At 60.4% G+C, this 19,309-nt stretch carries 24 protein-coding genes; 17 read left to right on the forward strand and 7 right to left on the reverse strand.

The features are described 5' to 3' along the window. On the forward strand, window positions 1-762 hold the full coding sequence (locus tag ACG9DO_RS03175) for a metallophosphoesterase family protein (RefSeq protein WP_394730278.1): 762 nt from the start codon (window positions 1-3) through the stop codon (window positions 760-762). A 114-nt stretch (window positions 763-876) separates the two neighbouring features. Next, window positions 877-1,074, forward strand: a complete 198-nt coding sequence (locus ACG9DO_RS03180; protein ID WP_394730279.1) for a hypothetical protein — start codon at window positions 877-879, stop codon at window positions 1,072-1,074. A 139-nt stretch (window positions 1,075-1,213) separates the two neighbouring features. Here the strand turns inward: ACG9DO_RS03180 and rpsI are convergent, their stop codons facing one another. From rpsI to ACG9DO_RS03200, 4 genes are all read right to left on the reverse strand, one after another. Beyond that, window positions 1,214-1,735 (reverse strand): 30S ribosomal protein S9, encoded by a 522-nt coding sequence (gene rpsI / locus ACG9DO_RS03185; RefSeq protein WP_394730280.1) that lies wholly within the window; start codon window positions 1,733-1,735, stop codon window positions 1,214-1,216. Beyond that, window positions 1,735-2,214 carry a 50S ribosomal protein L13 gene (gene rplM, locus ACG9DO_RS03190; RefSeq protein ID WP_394730281.1) on the reverse strand — a complete coding sequence of 160 codons (480 nt, stop codon included), beginning with the start codon at window positions 2,212-2,214 and terminating at the stop codon, window positions 1,735-1,737. Before rplM ends, rpsI begins: the two co-directional genes overlap by 1 nt. A 171-nt stretch (window positions 2,215-2,385) precedes the next feature. Next, entirely contained in the window at window positions 2,386-2,694 is a 309-nt protein-coding gene (gene cutA, locus ACG9DO_RS03195; RefSeq protein ID WP_394730282.1) for a divalent-cation tolerance protein CutA, read from the reverse strand. Next, window positions 2,691-3,764: a COX15/CtaA family protein gene (locus ACG9DO_RS03200; RefSeq protein ID WP_394730283.1), complete on the reverse strand. Its 1,074-nt coding sequence runs from the start codon at window positions 3,762-3,764 to the stop codon at window positions 2,691-2,693. The genes cutA and ACG9DO_RS03200 overlap by 4 nt, the downstream gene beginning before the upstream one ends. Before the next feature lie 107 nt (window positions 3,765-3,871). Here ACG9DO_RS03200 and ACG9DO_RS03205 point away from each other — a divergent pair, with 107 nt between their 5' ends. The 4 genes from ACG9DO_RS03205 to ACG9DO_RS03220 all read left to right on the forward strand — a co-directional run bounded on the left by ACG9DO_RS03205 (window position 3,872) and on the right by ACG9DO_RS03220 (window position 6,519). Continuing rightward, on the forward strand, window positions 3,872-4,258 hold the full coding sequence (locus ACG9DO_RS03205) for a MerC domain-containing protein (protein ID WP_394730284.1): 387 nt from the start codon (window positions 3,872-3,874) through the stop codon (window positions 4,256-4,258). A gap of 19 nt (window positions 4,259-4,277) precedes the next feature. Continuing rightward, window positions 4,278-5,267 carry a sulfur carrier protein ThiS gene (gene thiS / locus ACG9DO_RS03210; protein ID WP_394730285.1) on the forward strand — a complete coding sequence of 330 codons (990 nt, stop codon included), beginning with the start codon at window positions 4,278-4,280 and terminating at the stop codon, window positions 5,265-5,267. Between the two features lie 224 nt (window positions 5,268-5,491). Continuing rightward, window positions 5,492-6,022: a hypothetical protein gene (locus tag ACG9DO_RS03215; RefSeq protein WP_394730286.1), complete on the forward strand. Its 531-nt coding sequence runs from the start codon at window positions 5,492-5,494 to the stop codon at window positions 6,020-6,022. After that, window positions 6,019-6,519 carry a hypothetical protein gene (locus ACG9DO_RS03220; RefSeq protein ID WP_394730287.1) on the forward strand — a complete coding sequence of 167 codons (501 nt, stop codon included), beginning with the start codon at window positions 6,019-6,021 and terminating at the stop codon, window positions 6,517-6,519. Before ACG9DO_RS03215 ends, ACG9DO_RS03220 begins: the two co-directional genes overlap by 4 nt. On the opposite strand, the gene ACG9DO_RS03225 is transcribed toward ACG9DO_RS03220, so the two are convergent. The 3 genes from ACG9DO_RS03225 to ACG9DO_RS03235 all read right to left on the reverse strand — a co-directional run bounded on the left by ACG9DO_RS03225 (window position 6,520) and on the right by ACG9DO_RS03235 (window position 11,230). Further along, a complete protein-coding gene (locus ACG9DO_RS03225; protein ID WP_394731185.1) occupies window positions 6,520-8,325 on the reverse strand; it encodes an AMP-dependent synthetase/ligase in 1,806 nt (601 codons plus the stop codon). A 122-nt stretch (window positions 8,326-8,447) separates the two neighbouring features. Further along, complete coding sequence (gene ggt / locus ACG9DO_RS03230; RefSeq protein ID WP_394730288.1) at window positions 8,448-10,175, reverse strand: gamma-glutamyltransferase; 1,728 nt, start codon at window positions 10,173-10,175, stop codon at window positions 8,448-8,450. 11 nt (window positions 10,176-10,186) lie between these two features. Next, window positions 10,187-11,230: a quinone-dependent dihydroorotate dehydrogenase gene (locus tag ACG9DO_RS03235; RefSeq protein WP_394730289.1), complete on the reverse strand. Its 1,044-nt coding sequence runs from the start codon at window positions 11,228-11,230 to the stop codon at window positions 10,187-10,189. A 336-nt stretch (window positions 11,231-11,566) separates the two neighbouring features. Between ACG9DO_RS03235 and ACG9DO_RS03240 the strand changes: the two genes are divergently transcribed. From ACG9DO_RS03240 to ACG9DO_RS03290, 11 genes are all read left to right on the forward strand, one after another. After that, a complete protein-coding gene (locus ACG9DO_RS03240) occupies window positions 11,567-12,496 on the forward strand; it encodes a helix-turn-helix domain-containing protein (RefSeq protein WP_394730290.1) in 930 nt (309 codons plus the stop codon). Window positions 12,497-12,597: 101 nt separating this feature from the next. Continuing rightward, on the forward strand, window positions 12,598-13,032 hold the full coding sequence (locus ACG9DO_RS03245) for an SUF system Fe-S cluster assembly regulator (RefSeq protein WP_394730291.1): 435 nt from the start codon (window positions 12,598-12,600) through the stop codon (window positions 13,030-13,032). Then, a complete protein-coding gene (gene sufB, locus ACG9DO_RS03250) occupies window positions 13,029-14,525 on the forward strand; it encodes a Fe-S cluster assembly protein SufB (protein ID WP_394730292.1) in 1,497 nt (498 codons plus the stop codon). The genes ACG9DO_RS03245 and sufB overlap by 4 nt, the downstream gene beginning before the upstream one ends. Continuing rightward, the gene (locus tag ACG9DO_RS03255; RefSeq protein WP_394730293.1) at window positions 14,522-14,815 is read left to right on the forward strand and encodes a hypothetical protein; all 294 of its coding nucleotides are present in this window, start codon (window positions 14,522-14,524) and stop codon (window positions 14,813-14,815) included. The genes sufB and ACG9DO_RS03255 overlap by 4 nt, the downstream gene beginning before the upstream one ends. Next, on the forward strand, window positions 14,812-15,381 hold the full coding sequence (locus ACG9DO_RS03260) for a DUF559 domain-containing protein (protein WP_394730294.1): 570 nt from the start codon (window positions 14,812-14,814) through the stop codon (window positions 15,379-15,381). Before ACG9DO_RS03255 ends, ACG9DO_RS03260 begins: the two co-directional genes overlap by 4 nt. Further along, window positions 15,378-15,572 carry a hypothetical protein gene (locus ACG9DO_RS03265; RefSeq protein ID WP_394730295.1) on the forward strand — a complete coding sequence of 65 codons (195 nt, stop codon included), beginning with the start codon at window positions 15,378-15,380 and terminating at the stop codon, window positions 15,570-15,572. Before ACG9DO_RS03260 ends, ACG9DO_RS03265 begins: the two co-directional genes overlap by 4 nt. 10 nt (window positions 15,573-15,582) lie before the next feature. Continuing rightward, window positions 15,583-16,041: a hypothetical protein gene (locus ACG9DO_RS03270; RefSeq protein WP_394730296.1), complete on the forward strand. Its 459-nt coding sequence runs from the start codon at window positions 15,583-15,585 to the stop codon at window positions 16,039-16,041. Continuing rightward, window positions 16,028-16,798, forward strand: coding sequence for a Fe-S cluster assembly ATPase SufC (sufC, locus tag ACG9DO_RS03275; protein WP_394730297.1), 771 nt, complete (start codon window positions 16,028-16,030; stop codon window positions 16,796-16,798). The genes ACG9DO_RS03270 and sufC overlap by 14 nt, the downstream gene beginning before the upstream one ends. After that, complete coding sequence (locus tag ACG9DO_RS03280) at window positions 16,798-17,571, forward strand: SufD family Fe-S cluster assembly protein (protein WP_394730298.1); 774 nt, start codon at window positions 16,798-16,800, stop codon at window positions 17,569-17,571. Before sufC ends, ACG9DO_RS03280 begins: the two co-directional genes overlap by 1 nt. Then, window positions 17,568-18,788, forward strand: coding sequence for an aminotransferase class V-fold PLP-dependent enzyme (locus ACG9DO_RS03285; protein WP_394730299.1), 1,221 nt, complete (start codon window positions 17,568-17,570; stop codon window positions 18,786-18,788). The genes ACG9DO_RS03280 and ACG9DO_RS03285 overlap by 4 nt, the downstream gene beginning before the upstream one ends. Window positions 18,789-18,793: 5 nt before the next feature. Continuing rightward, a complete protein-coding gene (locus tag ACG9DO_RS03290; RefSeq protein ID WP_394730300.1) occupies window positions 18,794-19,309 on the forward strand; it encodes an SUF system Fe-S cluster assembly protein in 516 nt (171 codons plus the stop codon).

Here is a 19,309-nt window from a genome sequence, read left to right on the forward strand (position 1 = left end):
ATGGCTACTCGGCTTTTCCATATTAGCGATGTTCATTTCGGTGTGGAGAATCGCGCAGCTCTCAGCGAAGTGGCCGATGCCGTTCGCGCTGAGCGGCCCGATGCGCTAGTCTGCACCGGCGACCTTACGCAGCGCGCCACACACCGGCAATACGCTGCGGCGGAAGAGTGGTTCGGCCAATTTGATATACCGGTGTGGCTCGATGTCGGTAACCACGACATGCCTTACTATAGCCCGTGGGAGCGGTTCAGCGATCCCTTCCGCAGGTTCCGCAAGCTGATGCGCGCGGCTGCCGTCGAAGCCCTGGAAACCGATGATCTTGTTTTGATCCCGCTGCTTACGACGGTATCCGCCCAATGGCGCTGGCCTTGGTCCGATGGCGTCATAAAGCGATCCGCCCTGGAAGAGACCGCAAAGCGACTTGAACGGTTCAGGCACGATCCTCGTACGATTGTAGTGACCGCGCACCATCCTTTGCACGGTCCGAAGGCGGGCGGACCGAACAGGACGATTGGCGGCGACGCTGCGCTGAAAACCCTGGCCGAGCGGGGCGTCAACGCGATCCTATCCGGCCATATCCATAATCCGTTCAATGAAGTCCGCGCGGCAGGGCGAAGAGAAGTGCAGGTTATCGGGGCAGGAACGCTCTCCACGCGACTGCGTAATGGCGCGCCGCCGTCCTACAATGTGCTGACCTGCCGAAAGGGTGCCGGGATCGAAGTTGAAACGCGCATAATCGGTAAGGCTGCGCATTCCAGCTAGCGACACTTTGTTGCTTAGGCCGAACTTAAGCCCGCACGACAACAAAGTGTTAACCAACCTGCGTCATAGGAAGATCAGCATTGCGCGCGCTGTGGCGCTGGAAGGAGTCATGCAATGGACGCGATAAAGGCGATAGGGCTCGGGGGCCTGTTGTCCGGTATCATCTCGCTGATCATCGGGTCGCAAGGCTCGAGCGGCGGACAGCTGGCCATTCATCTGATGCACGCAGGCGAGTATGCGATCCATTGGTCGTGGCCGCTGTTCCTCGGCGGAACCGGACTTTCCTATGGTCTGCTCGTGATGCAGCGCTGAAGCGCCTGCCTGCCCCTTAGAGGCAACAACAGAACTGCCACCAACAAAAAAGGGCGACCCACAAAGGGCCGCCCTTTTGCTTTGTAGGTAGCAGTATCGAAGACGCTGACCAGCGTCTCCCAAAATCAACACCCCAAAATCAACGCTTGCTGAACTGGAAGCTGCGGCGTGCTTTCGCGCGGCCGTACTTCTTACGCTCGACCACGCGGCTGTCGCGGGTGAGGAAGCCGGCGGCTTTCACCGTGCTGCGCAGTGCAGGTTCGTACTTGGTCAGCGCCTGGCTGATACCGTGCTTCACAGCGCCGGCCTGACCGGAAAGACCGCCGCCCTTGACGGTAGCGACAACATCGTACTGGCCCTGGCGATCGGTGATCGCGAACGGCTGGTCGATGATCAGGCGCAGCGTCGGACGTGCAAAGTAGACTTCCTGATCGCGGCCGTTGACAGTGATCTTGCCGGTGCCGGGCTTGAGCCAGACGCGTGCGGTGGCGTCCTTCCGGCGTCCGGTGGCATAGGCACGGCCTTGCGCGTCGAGCTCTTGCTCGCGCAGAGGGGCAGTGCTCACTGCGATAACAGCGGCATCAGCTTCAGGTGCGTCTGCTGCGATGTCCTTCAGATCCGCGAGATCCGAGACAGTTTCGTTGTTCTTCTCGTCAGCCATTATGCGGTGACCTTGTTCTTGCGGTTCATGGAGGCAACGTCGAGCACTTCGGGCTTCTGCCCGTCATAAGGGTGCTCGGTGCCGGCAAACAGGTGCAGAGCGCGCATCTGGTCACGGCCCAGCGGACCGCGCGGGATCATGCGCTCGACAGCCTTTTCCAGAACGCGCTCAGGGAACTTGCCTTCAAGAACCTTCTGCGGGGTCGTTTCCTTTATGCCGCCCGGGTGGCCGGTATGCTTGTAATAGATCTTGTCGGTCGTCTTTTTGCCGGTGAACTTCACCTTATCGGCATTGATGACGATGACGTGGTCACCGCAATCGACATGCGGTGTGTAGCTCGGCTTGTGCTTGCCGCGCAGGATGTTGGCAATGATCGCAGCGAGACGGCCCACAACCAGGCCTTCTGCGTCAATGAGGTGCCATTTCTTTTCGACATCGGCCGGTTTGACCGACTGCGTCTGCTTGCTGAGCGCCTTCATGGGTTTCTATTCCTAAAATTGAACAAGCCGCAGCCAGATGCCGCGGCCTCGAATCGCATGTCCAGCCTCTGCTGCAACCGCGAGATCGCGCGCCATTTGTCGTTTCGAGGGGCTGAAGTCAAGCGAAACCGGGGGTTTCGAGGGAGGTAAAATAATACCGTGCAGCTCTGACTACACCAACCTATTCAGCCATTCGGCGGTTTTTGTGCCCGCCACCTCGCACTTCCAGCCAAGCACTGCCGGTGCGTCATAGGGGTGCAGTTCAGCGATGCGCTCGACTGCACCGGTGAGCTTGTCTGCATGCGTCTTGAACAGCACGCCAACTTCCGTGCCTGACCCGCGCTCGCCATTCCATTCGAAGAGCGACTCAACCTCGCTCAGAATGTTTGCGCAAGCGATCAGCTTTTCATCGAGCAGCTGTGAGGCGATGGCGCGGGCCGCCTCGCGGTCAGGAAACGGGCAATAGATCAGCGCGCTCATGATGCGGCAATGCTGCGCGTGCCTTCACGGTGCAAGCCCCAGGCCGCCGCGGCCACGAGCAGCGCCCCGACAAGCTGGTGCAAAACGGCAATCCAGAGCGACACTTCTGTCATCACTGTCGCAATGCCGAGCAGGATCTGAACGCCAAACGCGGTGTGGATCGCAATGGATGCCTTGCGGTCAGCCTTCCGCACGCGACGTGCCAGCCAGACCAGCGCTGCCACCGCTAGCCATGCCCACCAGCGATGGAGGAAATGGATAAGGAAGGGATCATGCGTCAGCGCCGACAGGAAGCTGCGCGACTCATCCCATTCCGGCACTATCTGTCCATTCATCAATGGCCAGTCATAGGCCGCATGCCCCGCATTAAGGCCCGCCACCCACGCTCCGAGCAGCAGCTGGATAAATAGCACCAGCCCCACCCCCAGCCCGAACGGGCTCAAGCGCGCGGGGCGTGCCGCGGGATCGCGATGCAGCGCCCGCAGGTCGAGCGCGGTCCAGACCAGCCCGCCGAGCAGGAACAGCGCGGTCAGAAGATGGGCGGACAGGCGGAAATGACTGACATCGGTGAGGTCCGTTCCGACGCCTGAGGCGACCATATACCACCCAAGCGCGCCTTGTCCGCAAATCAAAGCAAACAGCGCGATGAGGCGCGGCTTGTACCCTTGCGGGATCGCACCCTTCATCCAGAACCAGATCATCGGTAGCAGGAAAGCGAGCCCGATTACCCGGCCCAGAATGCGGTGGAACCACTCCCAGAAATAGATGAATTTGAAAGCGGCGAGATCCATACCCGCCGGGCCGCTTTCGAAACGGTATTCGCCGGTCTGGCGGTAGAGATCAAACTCGGCTTGCCACGCAGTCTCGGTCAGTGGCGGCAGAATACCGGTCACGACGCTCCAGTGCGTGATCGACAGCCCGCTCTCCGTCAGGCGGGTGATCCCACCGACGAACACGATCAATACCACCAGGCTCGCCACGACGAAGAGCCAGTTGGCAATCGTCCGGGGCTGACCAAGGACCTGCTCGCCATTGCGGGAGAGCCGGAGAGAGGCGGAGTAAGAAGCCATTCTGCGCGCTATCTGATTGCAGTGCAAAGATTCGGCAAGATCAAAAGCCGCATCACACCTTGCGCCCCTTGCAAGATGATACACTATAACATATGTCGCCTCTCACAATGTCCGAAAATCGCGTCTCGATTCGCAGCCGACTTGATCAGGCTGGCCTATGGCTCTCTGGCCTGTGTCTGTTGCATTGTCTCGCCGGAATTGGTCTGATCTGGGTGCTGGGTCTTGGCAGCCATGTCCTGCTGGACCCGGACTGGCATCGCTACGGGCTGGCGCTCGCGATGATCATAGCCGGTATTGCGATTGGCTGGGGCGCGATCAAGCATCGCCGCGCCATGCCGTTCGTGATTGCGATGACCGGCCTGACCTTCATGGGCGGGGCATTGGCGGTTCCACACGGACCCAAGGAAATCGTGCTGACCGTCATCGGCGTGAGCCTGGTTGCAATCGGCCATTTCCTCAACATGCGCGCAAATCATTTGAACCGGCTGCGTTGAGCGCTATGTGCGGAGCGCTATGAGCGCATCCATCCAGATTACCCTCAACGGCGAAACCCGCCGCACGTCCGCCCCCACAATCGCTGCGCTGGTGCGCGAGCTGGAACTTGATCCGGCCAAGGTCGCAGTTGAGTGCAATCGCGAGATTGTCGCGCGCTCGACGCTCGACGATGCGCCGCTTGCAGACGGCGATGTGCTGGAGATCGTGCATTTCGTTGGCGGTGGCAGCGACGCGGCGAAAGATGATAGCTGGAGTGTAGCGGGGCGCACCTTCAACTCGCGCCTGATTGTCGGGACCGGCAAGTACAAGGATTTCGAGCAGAACGCGGCTGCGGTTGAAGCATCGGGCGCAGAGATTGTCACGGTCGCGGTGCGCCGCGTCAATGTCAGCGATCCCAAGGCGCCGATGCTGACTGATTACATTGACCCGAAGAAGATAACCTATCTGCCCAACACCGCGGGGTGCTTCAACGCCGACGATGCGATCCGCACGCTACGTCTTGCGCGCGAGGCGGGCGGCTGGGACTTGGTCAAACTGGAAGTCCTGGGGGAGGCGCGCACGCTTTACCCCAATATGAAAGAGACGCTCGAAGCCACGGAGGTTCTCGCGAAGGAGGGATTTCTGCCGATGGTCTATTGCGTCGATGATCCGATTGCAGCGAAGCAGCTGGAAAATGCCGGCGCGGTCGCCGTCATGCCGCTGGGCGCGCCAATCGGCTCTGGCCTCGGCATCCAGAACCAGGTGACCATTCGCCTGATCGTGGAAGGCGCGAATGTGCCGGTACTGGTCGATGCCGGTGTAGGCACGGCGAGCGATGCCGCGGTCGGCATGGAACTGGGCTGCGATGGTATCCTGATGAACACGGCGATTGCCGAAGCCAAGGACCCGATCCGCATGGCGCGCGCAATGAAACTCGCGGTCGAAGCCGGGCGCGAGGCCTATCTCGCCGGCCGGATGGGACGGCGCAAGTATGCCGATCCTAGCAGTCCGCTGGCTGGGTTGATTTAGTTTTTTGTTTAGCCTCAAACGCCGGCGCTCACGTCCGTTCGCTTGGCTATCCTCGCTTCCGGGCAGGCAAGCTGCCCTCGCTGCGGGCGGGCGGTCGCCCTTGCGGCGCTGAGCGCCGTTTGATCAGTGCCAAGTGCAACAGTGGGCTCACAAATCCCAACACAACTAACCGATAATTAACCACACTGCGCGACATTCCCCTTCGCAAACAGGGGATCACAGCCATGGCCACGACCGGCAATGCGTCAATGACGATCAATGAGATGCGCGAGTTCGCGAGCTTTGAAGCGTGCGAGCAACGTTATATCAAGCGCAGCCTCGATATCGGACTTGGCCGTCAGGACGCCTTTCGCGTGTGGGGCCGCAGCGCTGAGGAATGCGCGGCGATCCGTGCGCAATATGTCGTCTATCACGAGCTCAAATGGCTGCGCGACAATCTTCCGGCAGAGGGCCGGATCGACGGGCTGGACAGCTTCATCGGCAAGCTGACCCGCGTTGCCGCGTTCGATCTTGGGCAAGAGCGGATCGCGAGCTTTTCAGCCTTCCGCTTCCTTTATGAGCGCCTGCTCGGTGCTGAGGCACGGCCGTGGTTGCCCAGCGCCTTCTGCGCCGCCAGCGCCTTGCCGCAGATCCGCCCGGAACGCCGCAAGATGCTGTTGCAGTCGCTCAGCGAAGCAGCGGCAACCGCGCCGGGCTGGTCAGACCGCGCGCCGGCCTTCTATCCGGAATATGTGGAGCAGGCCGAAGCGGCGTGAGCAACCCCGACCCGGCGGGCCTCAAGCCGCACGACCTTGCCAAGACGGAAATCGAAGCGTGGAGAGGGCGCTGCCTCAATATCTTTGCGCGTGGCGAGAAGGCCGTCACAGAGAGCTTGGCGAGTGCTCGCGAGACGTCATCGAATCTCCGTCTGGAACCTCTTGCGGGCCAACGGCTCAACACGCTTGCGAAGCTGGATGAAGATCACTGCTCAACTGAAAAGCAGAAAGCAGCCTTGCGCAACGCCGTTGCGCTGTGGCGTGAGCATGATGAAAAGCGCCCCTACTTCTCCCACGGCATTACAGCCGAATTCCTCGATCGCAAGGGCGAGTGGCATGTTCAGATCGACTTCGTGGCGGTGCAGAAGGGAGCGTGCGAACCGCAGCGATTGATCTGGAGCAAGCAGGAGGCCGAAACCTTCGAGGCAAGCCTCCAGAATGCCTTCAATCGCCTTGCCGTAGAGCTCGGCCAGTTGCGCAAGCGCCTCAAGCCCTAGCTACCCCCGATACAGCCCGTTGATCCGTTCCTGATAGCGGTCGCGGATCTTATGCCGCCGAATCGACTGCTTGGGCGTCAGCTCTTCATTGTCGATCGAGAACGGCTCATCGGCGAACGCGAACTGGCGAACTTTTTCGATCACGGACAGGTCCTTGTTGACCCGGTCAACCGCTGCGCGAACCGCGCTCTTGAATGCGGGCAGGTCCTGCAGCGCAGCCATGTCAAACTTTTCGTCATTCGCGCGCACCCATTCGAGCGCCCATTCCGCATCAGGCACAATCAAGCCGACGACGTAAGGCCGCTTGTCACCGCTCACCATTGCCTGCGCAATCTCCGGCTGGAGAGTCAGCATGCCTTCAAGCTTTTGCGGCGCGACATTATCGCCCTTGTCGTTGACGATCATGTCTTTCTTGCGGTCAGTGATGACGATGCGGTTCTTCTCATCAAGATGGCCGATGTCGCCGGTGTGCAGCCAGCCATCGACAATCGTGCGGTCAGTCTCTGCCTTGTTGCGCCAATAGCCATGCATGACGAGCTCGCCGCGCACGAGGATTTCGCCATCATCGGCAATCTTGACTTCCACTCCGCGCATGGGCGGGCCGACTGTATCCATCTTGAGGCCGGTCTTCGGCCGGTTGCAGCTGATCACCGGGCCGCTTTCAGTCTGGCCATAGCCTTGCAGCATGGTGAGGCCCATCGCCTCGAAGAAATTGCCAACCTCGGGGTTCAGCGGCGCTCCGCCGGAAACCATCGCCTTGATCCGTCCGCCGAAGCGCGCACGAATCTTGGGGCGCAGGGTCTTTTCCAGGATCAGGTCCATCGGCTTGTCGCGCTTGCGCGATTTGCCTTCGGTCGCCTTGTCCGCAATGCCCAGCGCCTTGTCCATCAGGAAGTTGGCGAGCTTGCCTTGCTTTTCGACCTGTTTGAGGATGCGGCTGCGCAGCACTTCGAACAGGCGCGGCACCACCACCATGATCGTGGGGCGCGTTTCCTCGATATTGCTGGCGAGCTTCTCGAGTCCTTCGGAATAGAAGATTTCCGCGCCGACACTGATCGGCAGATATTGGCCGCCAGTGTGCTCATACGCATGAGAGAGCGGCAGGAACGAAAGAAAGCGCTCGTCCGTGATCCCGAAATCCTCGATCAGGATTTCCGCAGCACCGGCCGCATTGCAGAGGATTGCGCCATGATGCTGCATCACGCCGCGCGGTGCGCCGCCGGTGCCGGACGTGTAGATGATGCAGGCGGTCTGATCGCGGCTGATCCCAGCAAGGCGCGCTTCGACTGCCTTGCGCGCCGCCACCGCGTCGCCTGCAGTCATCTTGTCCCACGAATGGAACTCAAAACTGCCCGATTGGTGCCGATGCAGGTCTTCGATGCCGATGACATGCTCACAAATCCCGGAAGCCTGGATTGCTGCGTGAAGCGGCCCAAGCAGCTTCTCGTTGGAAACGAACACCGCGCGCGCGCCCGAATTGTCGAGGATGTGCAAATGATCGCGCGTGGTGTTGGTGGTGTAGGTCGGCACAGTCACACAGCCCGCCGCCATGATCGCAAGGTCCGCGATGCACCATTCGGGGCGGTTCTCTGAGACAAGCGCAATGCGGTCGCCTTTCTCCAGCCCCAGCGCGCGCAGGTTTTCCGCCAGCAGGCAGACCAGCTCGGCGACTTCGCTCCAGCTTTGTGTGCGCCATTCCCCGTCTTCCTTGCGCCCCAGAAAAGGCGCATCGTCTTTCGCATCGGCGCGCGTCAGGAACAGGTCGACCAGATTGTTGGCGTTATCGATATCGGCAAGAAGTTCGATACTCACGTAGAGTGTGCTCCCAAGGATAGGGCGTTGTCCCTCCGCCCCTTCAAATTACCTGACCTTTTTACGGCTGCGATGCCGTAGCGGCAAGCCAAAGCGGCCCACGCGCAGGTGCGATATCAATCCGTGGCGAGCATCGGATCGATGCGCGGGTCCATCGCGACTTCCCAGCCATCGGGTGTCCGCAGCAAGGCGTTGGCCTTCAAAGGCGGGCCAAAACTGCGAATATTGCTGTGCCCCAGGGCTTCGAGCGCGCCTTGCTTTTCCGTTAGCACGCTGTCTTCCTCAATCACCACGGTCGAACCGAATGCCATGATCAGCGGCAGGCCAACGGCGTCTTTTGCGCTGAGATTGAAATCAACCACACCGATGATGGAACGGGCCACCTGGACCGGGATAGTCGGGCCGCCAGCAGCGCCGATCACCAGCACGACTTCCCCATCCGCATCGAACACGATCGTCGGGGCCATCGAGCTGCGCGGCCGCTTGCGGCCTTCCACGCGGTTAGCGACCAGCTTGCCGCCCACTTTCGGATTGAGACTGAAATCAGTGAGCTCGTTGTTGAGATAGAACCCGCGATAGAACAGGCCAGAGCCGAACGCGCCTTCGACGGTGGAGGTGTAGCTCACCGCATTGCCCTCGGCATCGACCACGGAAAAGTGGGTTGTGCCGTTCTCAGGCGGCTCATTGCCATCGGCTAAGTTGGCTGGTGCGCCGGGCGGCGTGCCTGGCGTTGCTTCTTCAAGCGCCTTTGCCGGATCGATCAGGGCAGAGCGTTCGGCCAGATAGGCCGCATCAACCAGCCCTGCGACCGGTACTTCAACGAAATCGCTATCGCCCGTGTAAAGCTCTCGATCAGCATAGGCCAAACGCTGCGATTCGAGGAACAGATGCCAGAAGGTGATGCTGTCCGGGCCGAGCGCAGTAAGATCGAACCGCTCCAGCTGGCCAAGCATCTGAGCAACCGCGATCCCGCCCGATGACGGAGGCCCCATCCCGCAGATCCGATAGCTGCGATAAGGCGCGCAAACAGCGGGACGTTCCTTCGCTTCATAACTGCGCACATCGTCCGCGCTCATCTTTCCGTCTTGTGGTGTTTCATCGGCGACATAGGCCGCGAGCGATGTCGCATCGCTCTGGTAGAACGCTTCCACCCCGCGCTCGGCATAGTCCGCAAGAGACTGTGCAAGCTCTGGAATTTTGACAAGCGAGCCCACTGGCAAAGGGGCACCATCCGGCCCAAAGAAAATTGCGCGGGCCTCATCGGTCTTGTCTGCACGGCCTTTACTTGAACTCAGCGAATCGTTGAGCCGCCGGTTCATCACGAAACCGTCCCGGGCGAGACGGATCGCGGGCTGGAACAAGTCTGCCCATGGCAGGCGCCCGTGCGAGGCATGGGCATAAGCTGCCAGAGCGAGATTTCCCGGCACGCCTACACTGAGGCCAGAGGTCACGCGGCTTTCGCGCGGCAGGTATTCGCCGCTTTCATCGAGAAAGCGCGTGGGGGTCGCTGCGGCCGGCGCTGTTTCGCGGCCGTCATAGGTGTTGATCTCACCGCTATCGCTGTCGGCGCGAACCAGAAATCCCCCTCCGCCTATGCCTGAGCTTTGCGGTTCGACCACGGTGAGAGCGAGCATCACCGCGATCGCAGCATCGGTAGCGGATCCACCCTTGGCAAGGATCTCTTCACCCGCGGCTGTTGCCCTGAAGTCGGCCGAGCTCACCGCGCCTGGCCAGGTGATCTCCGCGACAGGTTCAGGTGCCGTTGTCGCAAGGGGCGCGTCGAGGCTCGCGCATCCAGCGAACAGCAGGGCGGCGGCGATCGGGAGGGACAGTTTATGAAGCATGGCGGGCAGCGCTATTCGCTTCCGACCGCTTCGGCAATGGAGGAAAAGCCTTCGCGCTTCATGGCGCGCTCGAGCCCCTTGGCGATCCGCGCGCCAAGCGCCGGCCCCTCATAAACCATCGCGCTGTAGATCTGGACGAGGCTGGCCCCAGCCTTGATCCGCGCCCACGCGTCCTCGGCACTGCCTATCCCGCCCACACCGACCAGCGGCATTGCCCCGCCTGTTGCCTTGCGGAAATCCCGCACGCGTTGAAGTGCCAGAACTTTGAGTGGTGCGCCTGACAGGCCGCCTGCTTCACCGGCATGATGCGAGCGCAGGTCAGGACGCGAGATAGTCGTGTTGGAAACGATCAGTGCGCCAAGCTGCTTGTCGATCGCAATCCGTGCGATGGCATCGATATCCGATGGTTCAAGGTCGGGCGCGACTTTCAGGAATATCGGTGGGAGCTTGCCGTCCTTCACCGCATCGCTACGCGCGGCGATCACCTGATCAAGCAGGTCGGTGAGCGCGCTTTCGTCCTGAAGCGCGCGCAGGCCCGGCGTGTTGGGACTGGAGATATTGACTGCGAGATAGCTGGCATAGGGCGCCATCATTCGCGTCATGACCGCGTAATCGTTCAGCCGATCATCGCTGTCCTTGTTGGCGCCGATATTGATCCCGACAATCCCGCCGCGCCCGGCTCTTGCCTTGATGCGCGCCAACGCCGCTTCACCGCCTTCATTGTTGAAGCCCATCCGGTTGATCACAGCCTTGTCTTCAACCAGGCGGAACAGGCGCGGCTTGGGATTGCCGACTTGCGGCAAGGGTGTGATCGAGCCCACTTCGGTAAATCCAAAGCCGAGGCTGAGCAGCGCGTCGGGCACTTCGGCGTTCTTGTCAAAGCCCGCTGCAACACCGACCGGGTTCGGGAATGTCAGGCCTGCCACCTGGACCTGAGCCGATCCAGCCGAGCAAGGTTTGCGCAGCGGGAGCGCTTTCAATCCGGTCAGGGCCAGATTGTGTGCGACCTCCGAATCGAGTGTGAACAGCGCCGGGCGCAGAAGGCGGAACAGCATGGGGCGAGCCTATGGCAATACGCTGCCTGCCTGTCGATAGCCTTGGTAGCGTTCCCATTGCCCGGTTAGTCTTCGAAGGAGTGCTGCAATCATCAAATGTTTCAGAGTAATGACGGTTAAGGTGATGTTTATTCGCGATTGTTGTCGCTTGCATACAATTAGGAAGGGCGCGTTTCAGCTAACACACTGTTGCGACCCGAAGGGCTCGGAGCAGCGATGCGAAGAGTTCCTCAACTTCAACGGGGCGGCCTCCCATAAAGAGGTCGCCCCTTTTTTTCTTTTCGTTTAGGGCACTTGCAAATCGTTCTCGGGTCGCAAACGAGGGGTGCCAAGACAATGCCTGGAGAAAAGGCGAGCGATTCGCGACCGACTCAGCTTACCCTCACACCTCGTTCGAAGTTCGAACTGGATTACATCGCGCCGCCAGCGGCGCTCAGCGATTACATCACGACACTTTACCACTTTCGCTGCGGCGAAACGGTCATTCACGACATTCAGCCTGCCGCGATCGGGCATTTGACCTTGTTTCCCTATGGCAAAGGCGAGATGCGCTTTCTCGACGGTCGGGTTGAACCCAGTCACGAAGTAGCTTTGCTGACGCCGTTCTCTATCGCGGCACCCTTCATGGTCAACGGGCCCTTCCATTCGATCGGGGCTGTGATGTCTCCGCTTGGCTGGGCGGCGCTGACAGGGATGGACGCCGGGGAACACGGCAATCGGCTTTACCGAGCTGCTGACTGGCTTGGTGACGATGTTGAAACGAAGGGCGCGGCCCTGTGCCAGGCTTATCGCGAAGGGACAATCACTGGGAAGCAATGTGCTGACGGTCTGTGCGACTACATCGCAGCCAGCCTCAAACCCGTGAATACCCGCCACGCAGAATTGATAAAGCAGACCACGCGCTGGCTCAGCAGTGACCTCAATCCTGACCTGGGCCAATTCTATGATCGAATTCCCTACTCCGAACGACAGACACAGCGCCTGGTCGAGCGGTACTTCGGCTTGCCGCCAAGGGCGCTGGCGCGGAAATATCGCGCCTTGCGTGCCGCTGGCCTGATGTCCTTGCCCAATCTTTCCCCTGAGTATGAAGCGAAGCTGGGCGAGGCATTCTATGATCAATCGCATATGATCCGTGAGATTCGCCTTTTTGCAGGCCGCACACCAAAACGGCTGACCGGCGATGAATCGCCCTATCTGACGGAAATGCTTGATCTCCGTAATTTCCGCGAGATCGATCCCATTGGGCCGACCGATCACCCCCGCTGACCTGCTAACGACTCGCAACAAGGCTTTAGTCGTTGAATCTGGCTAAACCCGAGCCTAACTCTAAATCGGAACGAATCAGTCCGATTTAGAGTATTAGAGCCATGCGCCTGTCCAATCTTGCCGATTATGCCGTCGTGACGATGTGCGCGGCTGCACGCCATTGCGGCGGCGGGCGCGTTTCGGCGAGCGAGCTGGCCGCAGAAACTGGACTTCCCGCCCCGACGGTGCAGAAGGTCGTCACCAAGCTTACTGCGGCCGGCTTGCTGCGCTCTGTTCGCGGCGCGGGTGGAGGCTTGCAGCTTGCCAGGCCGGCTGCGGCGATTAGTGTGGCGGACATTGTCGAAGCGGTGGAAGGCCCGATCGCGCTGACCGCCTGCATCGATAGCCAGGACTGTGCCGTCGACCATAATTGCAGCGTCAAGCCGCATTGGCCGGTGATCAATGATGCATTGCGCGGCGCTTTGGCCGCGATCCCCCTAACTCAACTTGCGATTGGGCTCGCGACTGATGTCGTGCGTGAAAAGGAACCCGCATGAGCGAAAATATCGACATCCAGGACGACGACGTGATCGACCGCGATGCGAAGCAGGCCGCAGCAAAGGCGGCTGAGTACGAGCATGGCTGGTCGTCCGACATCGAGACCGAATACGCTGAGAAAGGCCTCAGCGAAGACACGGTCCGCTTCATCTCGGCCAAGAAGGGCGAGCCGGAATGGATGCTCGAATGGCGATTGAAGGCGTTCCGCCTGTGGCAGACCATGGAAGAGCCCGATTGGGCAAAAGTCGGCTATCCTAAGATCGATTACCAGGACGCTTATTATTACGCCGCGCCCAAGAAGAAGGAAAAGCTCGCTTCGCTTGACGAGCTCGATCCGGAGATCAAGGCGGTCTACGACAAGCTCGGTATTCCCGTGGCAGAGCAGGAAGTGCTCGCCGGGGTGGAAGGTGCGCGCAAAGTCGCCGTCGATGCGGTGTTCGACAGTGTCTCGGTCGCCACCACCTTCCGCGAGGAGCTCAAGAAAGCGGGCGTGATCTTCCTCTCGATCTCCGAAGCGATCAAGGAATACCCCGAACTGGTGAAGAAGTGGCTCGGCAAGGTCGTGCCGCAGCATGACAATTTCTTCGCGACGCTCAACTGCGCGGTCTTTTCGGACGGCACCTTCGTCTACATTCCCGAAGGCGTGCGCTGCCCGATGGAGCTCTCGACCTATTTCCGCATCAACGCGGAGAACACCGGGCAGTTCGAACGCACGCTAATCGTGGCGGAGAAGGGCAGCTACGTCAGCTATCTCGAAGGATGCACCGCGCCGATGCGCGATGAAAACCAGCTCCACGCCGCCGTGGTCGAGCTTGTCGCGATGGAAGATGCAGAGATCAAGTATTCGACCGTGCAGAACTGGTATCCCGGCGATGCTGAGGGCAAGGGCGGGATCTACAACTTCGTGACCAAGCGCGGGCTGTGCCAGGGCGCACGCTCCAAGATCAGCTGGACGCAGGTCGAAACCGGCAGCGCGGTGACGTGGAAATATCCGTCCTGTGTGCTGAACGGCGAGGACAGCGTCGGCGAGTTCTACTCGGTTGCGGTTACAAATAACCACCAGCAGGCCGATACGGGAACCAAAATGGTTCATAATGGCAAGGGTTCGCGCTCGACCATCATTTCCAAGGGGATTTCGGCGGGCAAGTCGAACAACACCTATCGCGGGCTGGTGCGCGTCGGCGCGAATGCGGACAATGTGCGCAATTTCACGCAATGCGACAGCCTGCTGCTCGGCAGCGAATGCGGTGCGCACACCGTGCCCTATATCGAGGTCAAGAATCCGACCGCGCAGATCGAGCACGAGGCAACCACGTCCAAGATTTCCGACGACCAGCTGTTCTACGCGATGCAGCGCGGCCTCGGCGAAGAAGAGGCGGTCGCGCTGATCGTCAACGGCTTTGCCAAGGAAGTGCTGAAAGAGCTGCCGATGGAGTTTGCGGTCGAAGCGCAGAAACTGCTGGCCATTTCGTTGGAAGGGAGCGTGGGGTGATCGATCCAGCTGAGCTTCCATATTATGCCGAGACGCTTGATGACCTTCAAAAAAGGATCATCAAGCTGTGTTCGGCGGGCAACTCTTTCTTCTATTCTCGGATCGCCGAAATGCTCGGCGTGGAATTCGATGAGGTCGCATCTGCGGGCCGTATGCTTCAGGGCTCTGAATTGGCTCTAGTAAGTCACGTTCGTCATGGGTCCGAGTTCGCAGGTTCAGCACTGTTCTTGACCCCTAAGGCAGAGGAGGTTCGTGAACTTCTGTTACAACCAGAGGGGGTGAGCCAATGACTGACCGCAAGACCCTTAACCTGCGTGACACCGCCGACGCTGAAGCCCCCACTCTCAAGAAGAAGGGCCGCGGCTGGGAGATCAGCGAAAAGCGTCTCGACGCGCTTCATGACATGGCGCGGCAGAAGCGGCGAGAGGCCTCGCCCGCGCACAAGGCGCTGGCCGCAAAGTTCGCCAAGGCTGACCTCGGCCGCTACACCTTCAAGCGCTTTGCCGTGGTCGGCAGCGCAATCGTCGATTTCAACTGCCACAATCTCGGCATGGCGATCATGATTGACGAGGATGGCGCTGATGAGACACTCGCCAAGCGCCGCGACAAGAGCCTCGAAAGCGTCGGCATCCGCGTGATGCGGCTGAAGGCCGATGATATCCTCAACGATATCGACGCCGTGCTTCAACGCATCACACATGGCATGCGGATCCGCATTGGCGACAAGCGCGAAGGCCAGCGCGCGCACCGTGAAGCCTCGCGCCCAAGATCAGGGCAGCGTTCAGGGCTGCGCGCAAGAACAGACAACAACAGACCAACGGGACGCGCTCACTCATCGGAAGGAGACGCCTCATGATGCCCAGCCTCAATGATCTGATGTCGCCCGACATGCAGAAGATCGCGCTTTTCCTGGTTCCGACTTTCGCCGCCGTGTTTGCACTCGTGATGAACCTCAGCCGCGGTTTCTCAACCATCGGCACAGTCGTCATGGTGCTGTGCGGGCTCGTTGCTGTCTATTTCGCCCCGCAATTTTTCACTCTGTTCTAAAGCTTAGACGATGATCGCAACCACTCTCTCCGCCCTTGCCTTGTCGCTGCAGTCAGCGCCTGAAACCGCCGCGCTGGAAGAGCTCAGGCGACCAACGACCTGGATTACGGAATACCCGATCATCATCCAGCCGCTGGTGCAGGATTACCGGCGCTGCCTCAATTATGCGGACCGGCGCTTTCGCGGTGAAGCCGATTTCGAAGCGCAGCATGCAGCGGACTTGCCGCGCTGCGAGAAGTTGAAGGCGAAGCTTGTCGCCAAATCCGAAGAAGCGCTCAGCCATGGCCGCTGGAGCGAAGTGCTCGCACCGGAAAGGGCGGGAGATGTCTTTCGCACCGTCGCTCAGGTGCATGTCGAGCGCGGTCGCGCTTTCGATCGCCAATTGATGTCGATTTATTACGTCCAGCAGGCCCGCGAAGTCCCTACTGATCTCATGAATGAAGAAGTTCCCACCAATGCTCAAAATTGAAAATCTCCATGCCGAAGTTGACGGCAAACCAATCCTGAAGGGCCTCTCGCTGGAGGTCGCCGCAGGCGAGGTTCACGCGATCATGGGCCCCAATGGCGCGGGCAAATCGACGCTGTCTTACGTGCTGGGCGGACGTCCGGGCTACGAGGTGACCGGTGGCAGCGTAACTTTCTCCGAACGAGATGGGACAAGCATCGATCTGCTTGCGCTCGACCCGCATGAGCGCGCAGCGGCAGGCTTGTTCCTGGGCTTTCAGTACCCGGTAGAAATCCCGGGCGTCTCCAACGTTCAGTTCCTGCGCGAGGCCCTGAATGCGCAGCGCGCCGCGAGAGGCGAGGAGCCGCTTTCCGGTGGCGACTTCCTCAAACTTGCGAAGGAAAAGGCAGGTTTGCTTCGGATGGACATGGACATGCTCAAGCGGCAAGTGAATGTCGGCTTTTCGGGCGGTGAGAAGAAGCGCGCAGAGATGGTCCAGATGGGCATTCTGGCCCCGCAGTTTGCTGTCCTCGACGAAACCGATAGCGGCCTTGATATCGACGCGCTGCGGGTGGTTGGCGAAGGAATCAACACGATCATGCGTGCGCCTGACAAGGGCGTACTGCTGATCACGCACTACCAGCGCCTACTCGATGTGGTGAAGCCCGACCGGGTGAGCATTCTCGCAGCAGGGCGGATTGTGCAGACCGGCGGGCCTGAACTTGCGCAGCGCCTGGAAGACGAAGGCTATGATGCAGTGATGGCAGAGGCAGCGGCCTGATGGCTGAGGCTGCAACCCTTGCCCGGCCCACCAACAGGGACGAGGACTGGCGCTATGCTGATAGCGCCTATCTCGCTGCGGCTGACTCTGCGCATCTTGCGCATTGGGCAACTTACGATGTTCCCGCTGGCGAGACGTTGCGCCACGCCGCGTTCCACAGCTCGGGCGCAGAAAGCCTGGGCGGGGTCGAACGGATCCGGGTTCATGTCGGGAAAGGGGCGCGCTACGAGGCCTTCCATGTGATCGCCGGCGGCAAGTATCAGCGGATCGAACTGGAAGTGACGCTGGAAGAAGGTGCGCATTTCGAATTCGGCGGTGTGACTTTGGGCGGCGGCGACAAGGTGCAGGAATTCGTCACCCGCACGATTCACGCTCACCCCCATGCGACAAGCAACCAGACCGTGCGCAGCGTTCAGTGGGGCAAGTCGACGGGTAACTTCCTCGGCCGGATTGAAGTTGCGCGCGATGCGCAGAAGACCGATGCGGCGCAGAACTTCCGCGCGATCCTGCTGGAGAAAGGCGCGAGCGCCAACACCAAGCCTGAGCTCGAAATCTTTGCTGACGATGTGCAATGCGCGCATGGCGCCGCGATCGGCCAGCTCGATCAGAATGCGGCCTATTACATGGCGGCGCGCGGCATTCCGCCGCAGCTTGCGAAGAAATTACTGGTGCAGGCCTTTATCGGCGATGCATTTGTCGAACTCGATGACGCCGATACGCGCGAGCGCATGCTGGAACATGCCCTGAGCGCATTGGAGGCGGCCACGCTGTGAACGCGCCTGCCGCCTTGAAACGCGATCTGCGCGCGGACTTCCCCGGCATGGTGACCGGCGAAGGCAAGCCGTGGCATTACCTCGACACAGGGGCGACGTCGCAAAAGCCGCGCGCCGTCATCGACGCAGTCGCACGCGCCTTGGGCGAAACCTACGCGACCGTCCATCGCGGCGTGTACGCACGTTCGGCAGAGATGACCTTGCGCTACGAGGCGGCTCGCCGGAGAGTCGCGGGCTTTATTGGCGGCAGCGAGAACGAGGTTGTTTTCACCCGCGGTGCGACCGAGGCCATCAATCTGGTGGCCAACAGCTGGGGCGGGGCAAACCTCAAGGCTGGCGACACAATGGTCCTTTCCACGCTGGAGCACCACTCCAACATCGTGCCGTGGCAGCTGCTCGCAGAGCGTAGCGGTGCGGAAATTGCCGTTTGCCCGCTTACAGATGACGGACAGATCGACTTAGACGCGCTCGAAGGCTTGTTAGAGCCCTCGGTAAAACTCGTCGCACTCGCCCATGTCTCGAATGTCCTCGGCTCGGTGCTGGATGCAAAGCGCGCCGCTGACATGACGCATTCCGTCGGGGCCAAGCTGCTGCTCGACGGGTGCCAGGCGGCCCCTCGCCTGTCGCTCGACATGACCGCACTGGATTGTGATTTCTATGTGTTCAGCGCGCACAAGCTCTATGGCCCGACCGGAATCGGTGTGCTCTGGGCGCGCAGCGAAATCCTCGATGCCATGCCGCCATGGGAAGGTGGCGGCGCGATGATCGACCGCGTAACATTCGAAAAGACGACATACGCCCCGCCCCCGCAGCGCTTCGAAGCGGGCACGCCTGCGATCACCGAGGCGATCGGGCTGGCCGCGGCGATCGATTATGTCGAAAGCATCGGCCTGGAGACCATTCACGCGCGCGAAACCGCTCTGGTCCAACGCTTGCGCCGCGAGCTCAGCGCCATGAATGATGTCACGGTTTATGGACCATCGGACAGCGCAGGGATTGTCAGTTTTATGCTCGACGGGGTTCACCCGCACGATCTCGGCACCATATTGGATGAAGGCGATGTCGCAATCCGGGCGGGCCACCATTGCGCGCAGCCATTGATGGATCACTTGGGCGTTCCTGCAACCGCGCGTGCCAGCTTTGGACTGTATTCTGATGACAGCGATGTGGAAGCCTTGCTCGAAGGCATGGACCGCACGCGCAGGATTTTTGGATAGCACTTATGAACAAGCCATCTGACGAGAAAGACTTTGTCGCAGCGCCTGCACCGAACGAGGCAATCGTAAAGCCGCACGAGAAACCTCGGCGCGCGCGGGTTGATGACGCCATCGATCCGGACACTGAGACGCCTGCGGAAAAGCTGGAGCGCAAGCGCGATTACCTTGAAGGTTTCCTCGCCAAGAAGCCTGAGAACGTCGCACCGGGCGAACCGGGCGGCGAATTGCATGATGCGGTGATTGCTGCGCTGAAAGAGATTTACGACCCGGAAATCCCGGTCAACATCTACGACCTCGGCTTGATCTACAATGTCGAGGTCGACGAGGAGTGCGATGCCGTCATTACGATGACTCTCACGACGCCGCATTGCCCGGTTGCAGAAACAATGCCCGGCGAAGTGGAGCTGCGCGCAGCGAGCGTACCGGGCATTCGTGATGCGGAAGTCAATCTCGTGTGGGAGCCTGCCTGGGGCCCGGACAAGATGAGCGACGAAGCGCGGCTCGAACTGGGGATGCTTTGA

The sequence above is a fragment of the Altererythrobacter sp. GH1-8 genome (assembly GCF_043702085.1).
GTDB lineage: Bacteria > Pseudomonadota > Alphaproteobacteria > Sphingomonadales > Sphingomonadaceae > Erythrobacter.

Excerpts from the sequence above, each read along its gene's own strand:
- cutA (WP_394730282.1), bottom strand. The coding sequence starts at position 2,694 with ATGAGCGCGCTGATCTATTGCCCGTTTCCTGACCGCGAGGCGGCCCGC.
- ACG9DO_RS03240 (WP_394730290.1), top strand. The coding sequence starts at position 11,567 with ATGCCTGGAGAAAAGGCGAGCGATTCGCGACCGACTCAGCTTACCCTC.
- rpsI (WP_394730280.1), bottom strand. The coding sequence starts at position 1,735 with ATGGCTGACGAGAAGAACAACGAAACTGTCTCGGATCTCGCGGATCTG.
- rplM (WP_394730281.1), bottom strand. The coding sequence starts at position 2,214 with ATGAAGGCGCTCAGCAAGCAGACGCAGTCGGTCAAACCGGCCGATGTC.
- ACG9DO_RS03180 (WP_394730279.1), top strand. The coding sequence starts at position 877 with ATGGACGCGATAAAGGCGATAGGGCTCGGGGGCCTGTTGTCCGGTATC.
- ACG9DO_RS03245 (WP_394730291.1), top strand. The coding sequence starts at position 12,598 with ATGCGCCTGTCCAATCTTGCCGATTATGCCGTCGTGACGATGTGCGCG.
- sufB (WP_394730292.1), top strand. The coding sequence starts at position 13,029 with ATGAGCGAAAATATCGACATCCAGGACGACGACGTGATCGACCGCGAT.
- ACG9DO_RS03200 (WP_394730283.1), bottom strand. The coding sequence starts at position 3,764 with ATGGCTTCTTACTCCGCCTCTCTCCGGCTCTCCCGCAATGGCGAGCAG.
- ACG9DO_RS03290 (WP_394730300.1), top strand. The coding sequence starts at position 18,794 with ATGAACAAGCCATCTGACGAGAAAGACTTTGTCGCAGCGCCTGCACCG.
- ACG9DO_RS03265 (WP_394730295.1), top strand. The coding sequence starts at position 15,378 with ATGATGCCCAGCCTCAATGATCTGATGTCGCCCGACATGCAGAAGATC.
- ACG9DO_RS03175 (WP_394730278.1), top strand. The coding sequence starts at position 1 with ATGGCTACTCGGCTTTTCCATATTAGCGATGTTCATTTCGGTGTGGAG.
- ACG9DO_RS03280 (WP_394730298.1), top strand. The coding sequence starts at position 16,798 with ATGGCTGAGGCTGCAACCCTTGCCCGGCCCACCAACAGGGACGAGGAC.
- ACG9DO_RS03215 (WP_394730286.1), top strand. The coding sequence starts at position 5,492 with ATGGCCACGACCGGCAATGCGTCAATGACGATCAATGAGATGCGCGAG.
- ACG9DO_RS03205 (WP_394730284.1), top strand. The coding sequence starts at position 3,872 with ATGTCCGAAAATCGCGTCTCGATTCGCAGCCGACTTGATCAGGCTGGC.
- ggt (WP_394730288.1), bottom strand. The coding sequence starts at position 10,175 with ATGCTTCATAAACTGTCCCTCCCGATCGCCGCCGCCCTGCTGTTCGCT.
- ACG9DO_RS03235 (WP_394730289.1), bottom strand. The coding sequence starts at position 11,230 with ATGCTGTTCCGCCTTCTGCGCCCGGCGCTGTTCACACTCGATTCGGAG.
- thiS (WP_394730285.1), top strand. The coding sequence starts at position 4,278 with ATGAGCGCATCCATCCAGATTACCCTCAACGGCGAAACCCGCCGCACG.
- sufC (WP_394730297.1), top strand. The coding sequence starts at position 16,028 with ATGCTCAAAATTGAAAATCTCCATGCCGAAGTTGACGGCAAACCAATC.
- ACG9DO_RS03270 (WP_394730296.1), top strand. The coding sequence starts at position 15,583 with ATGATCGCAACCACTCTCTCCGCCCTTGCCTTGTCGCTGCAGTCAGCG.
- ACG9DO_RS03260 (WP_394730294.1), top strand. The coding sequence starts at position 14,812 with ATGACTGACCGCAAGACCCTTAACCTGCGTGACACCGCCGACGCTGAA.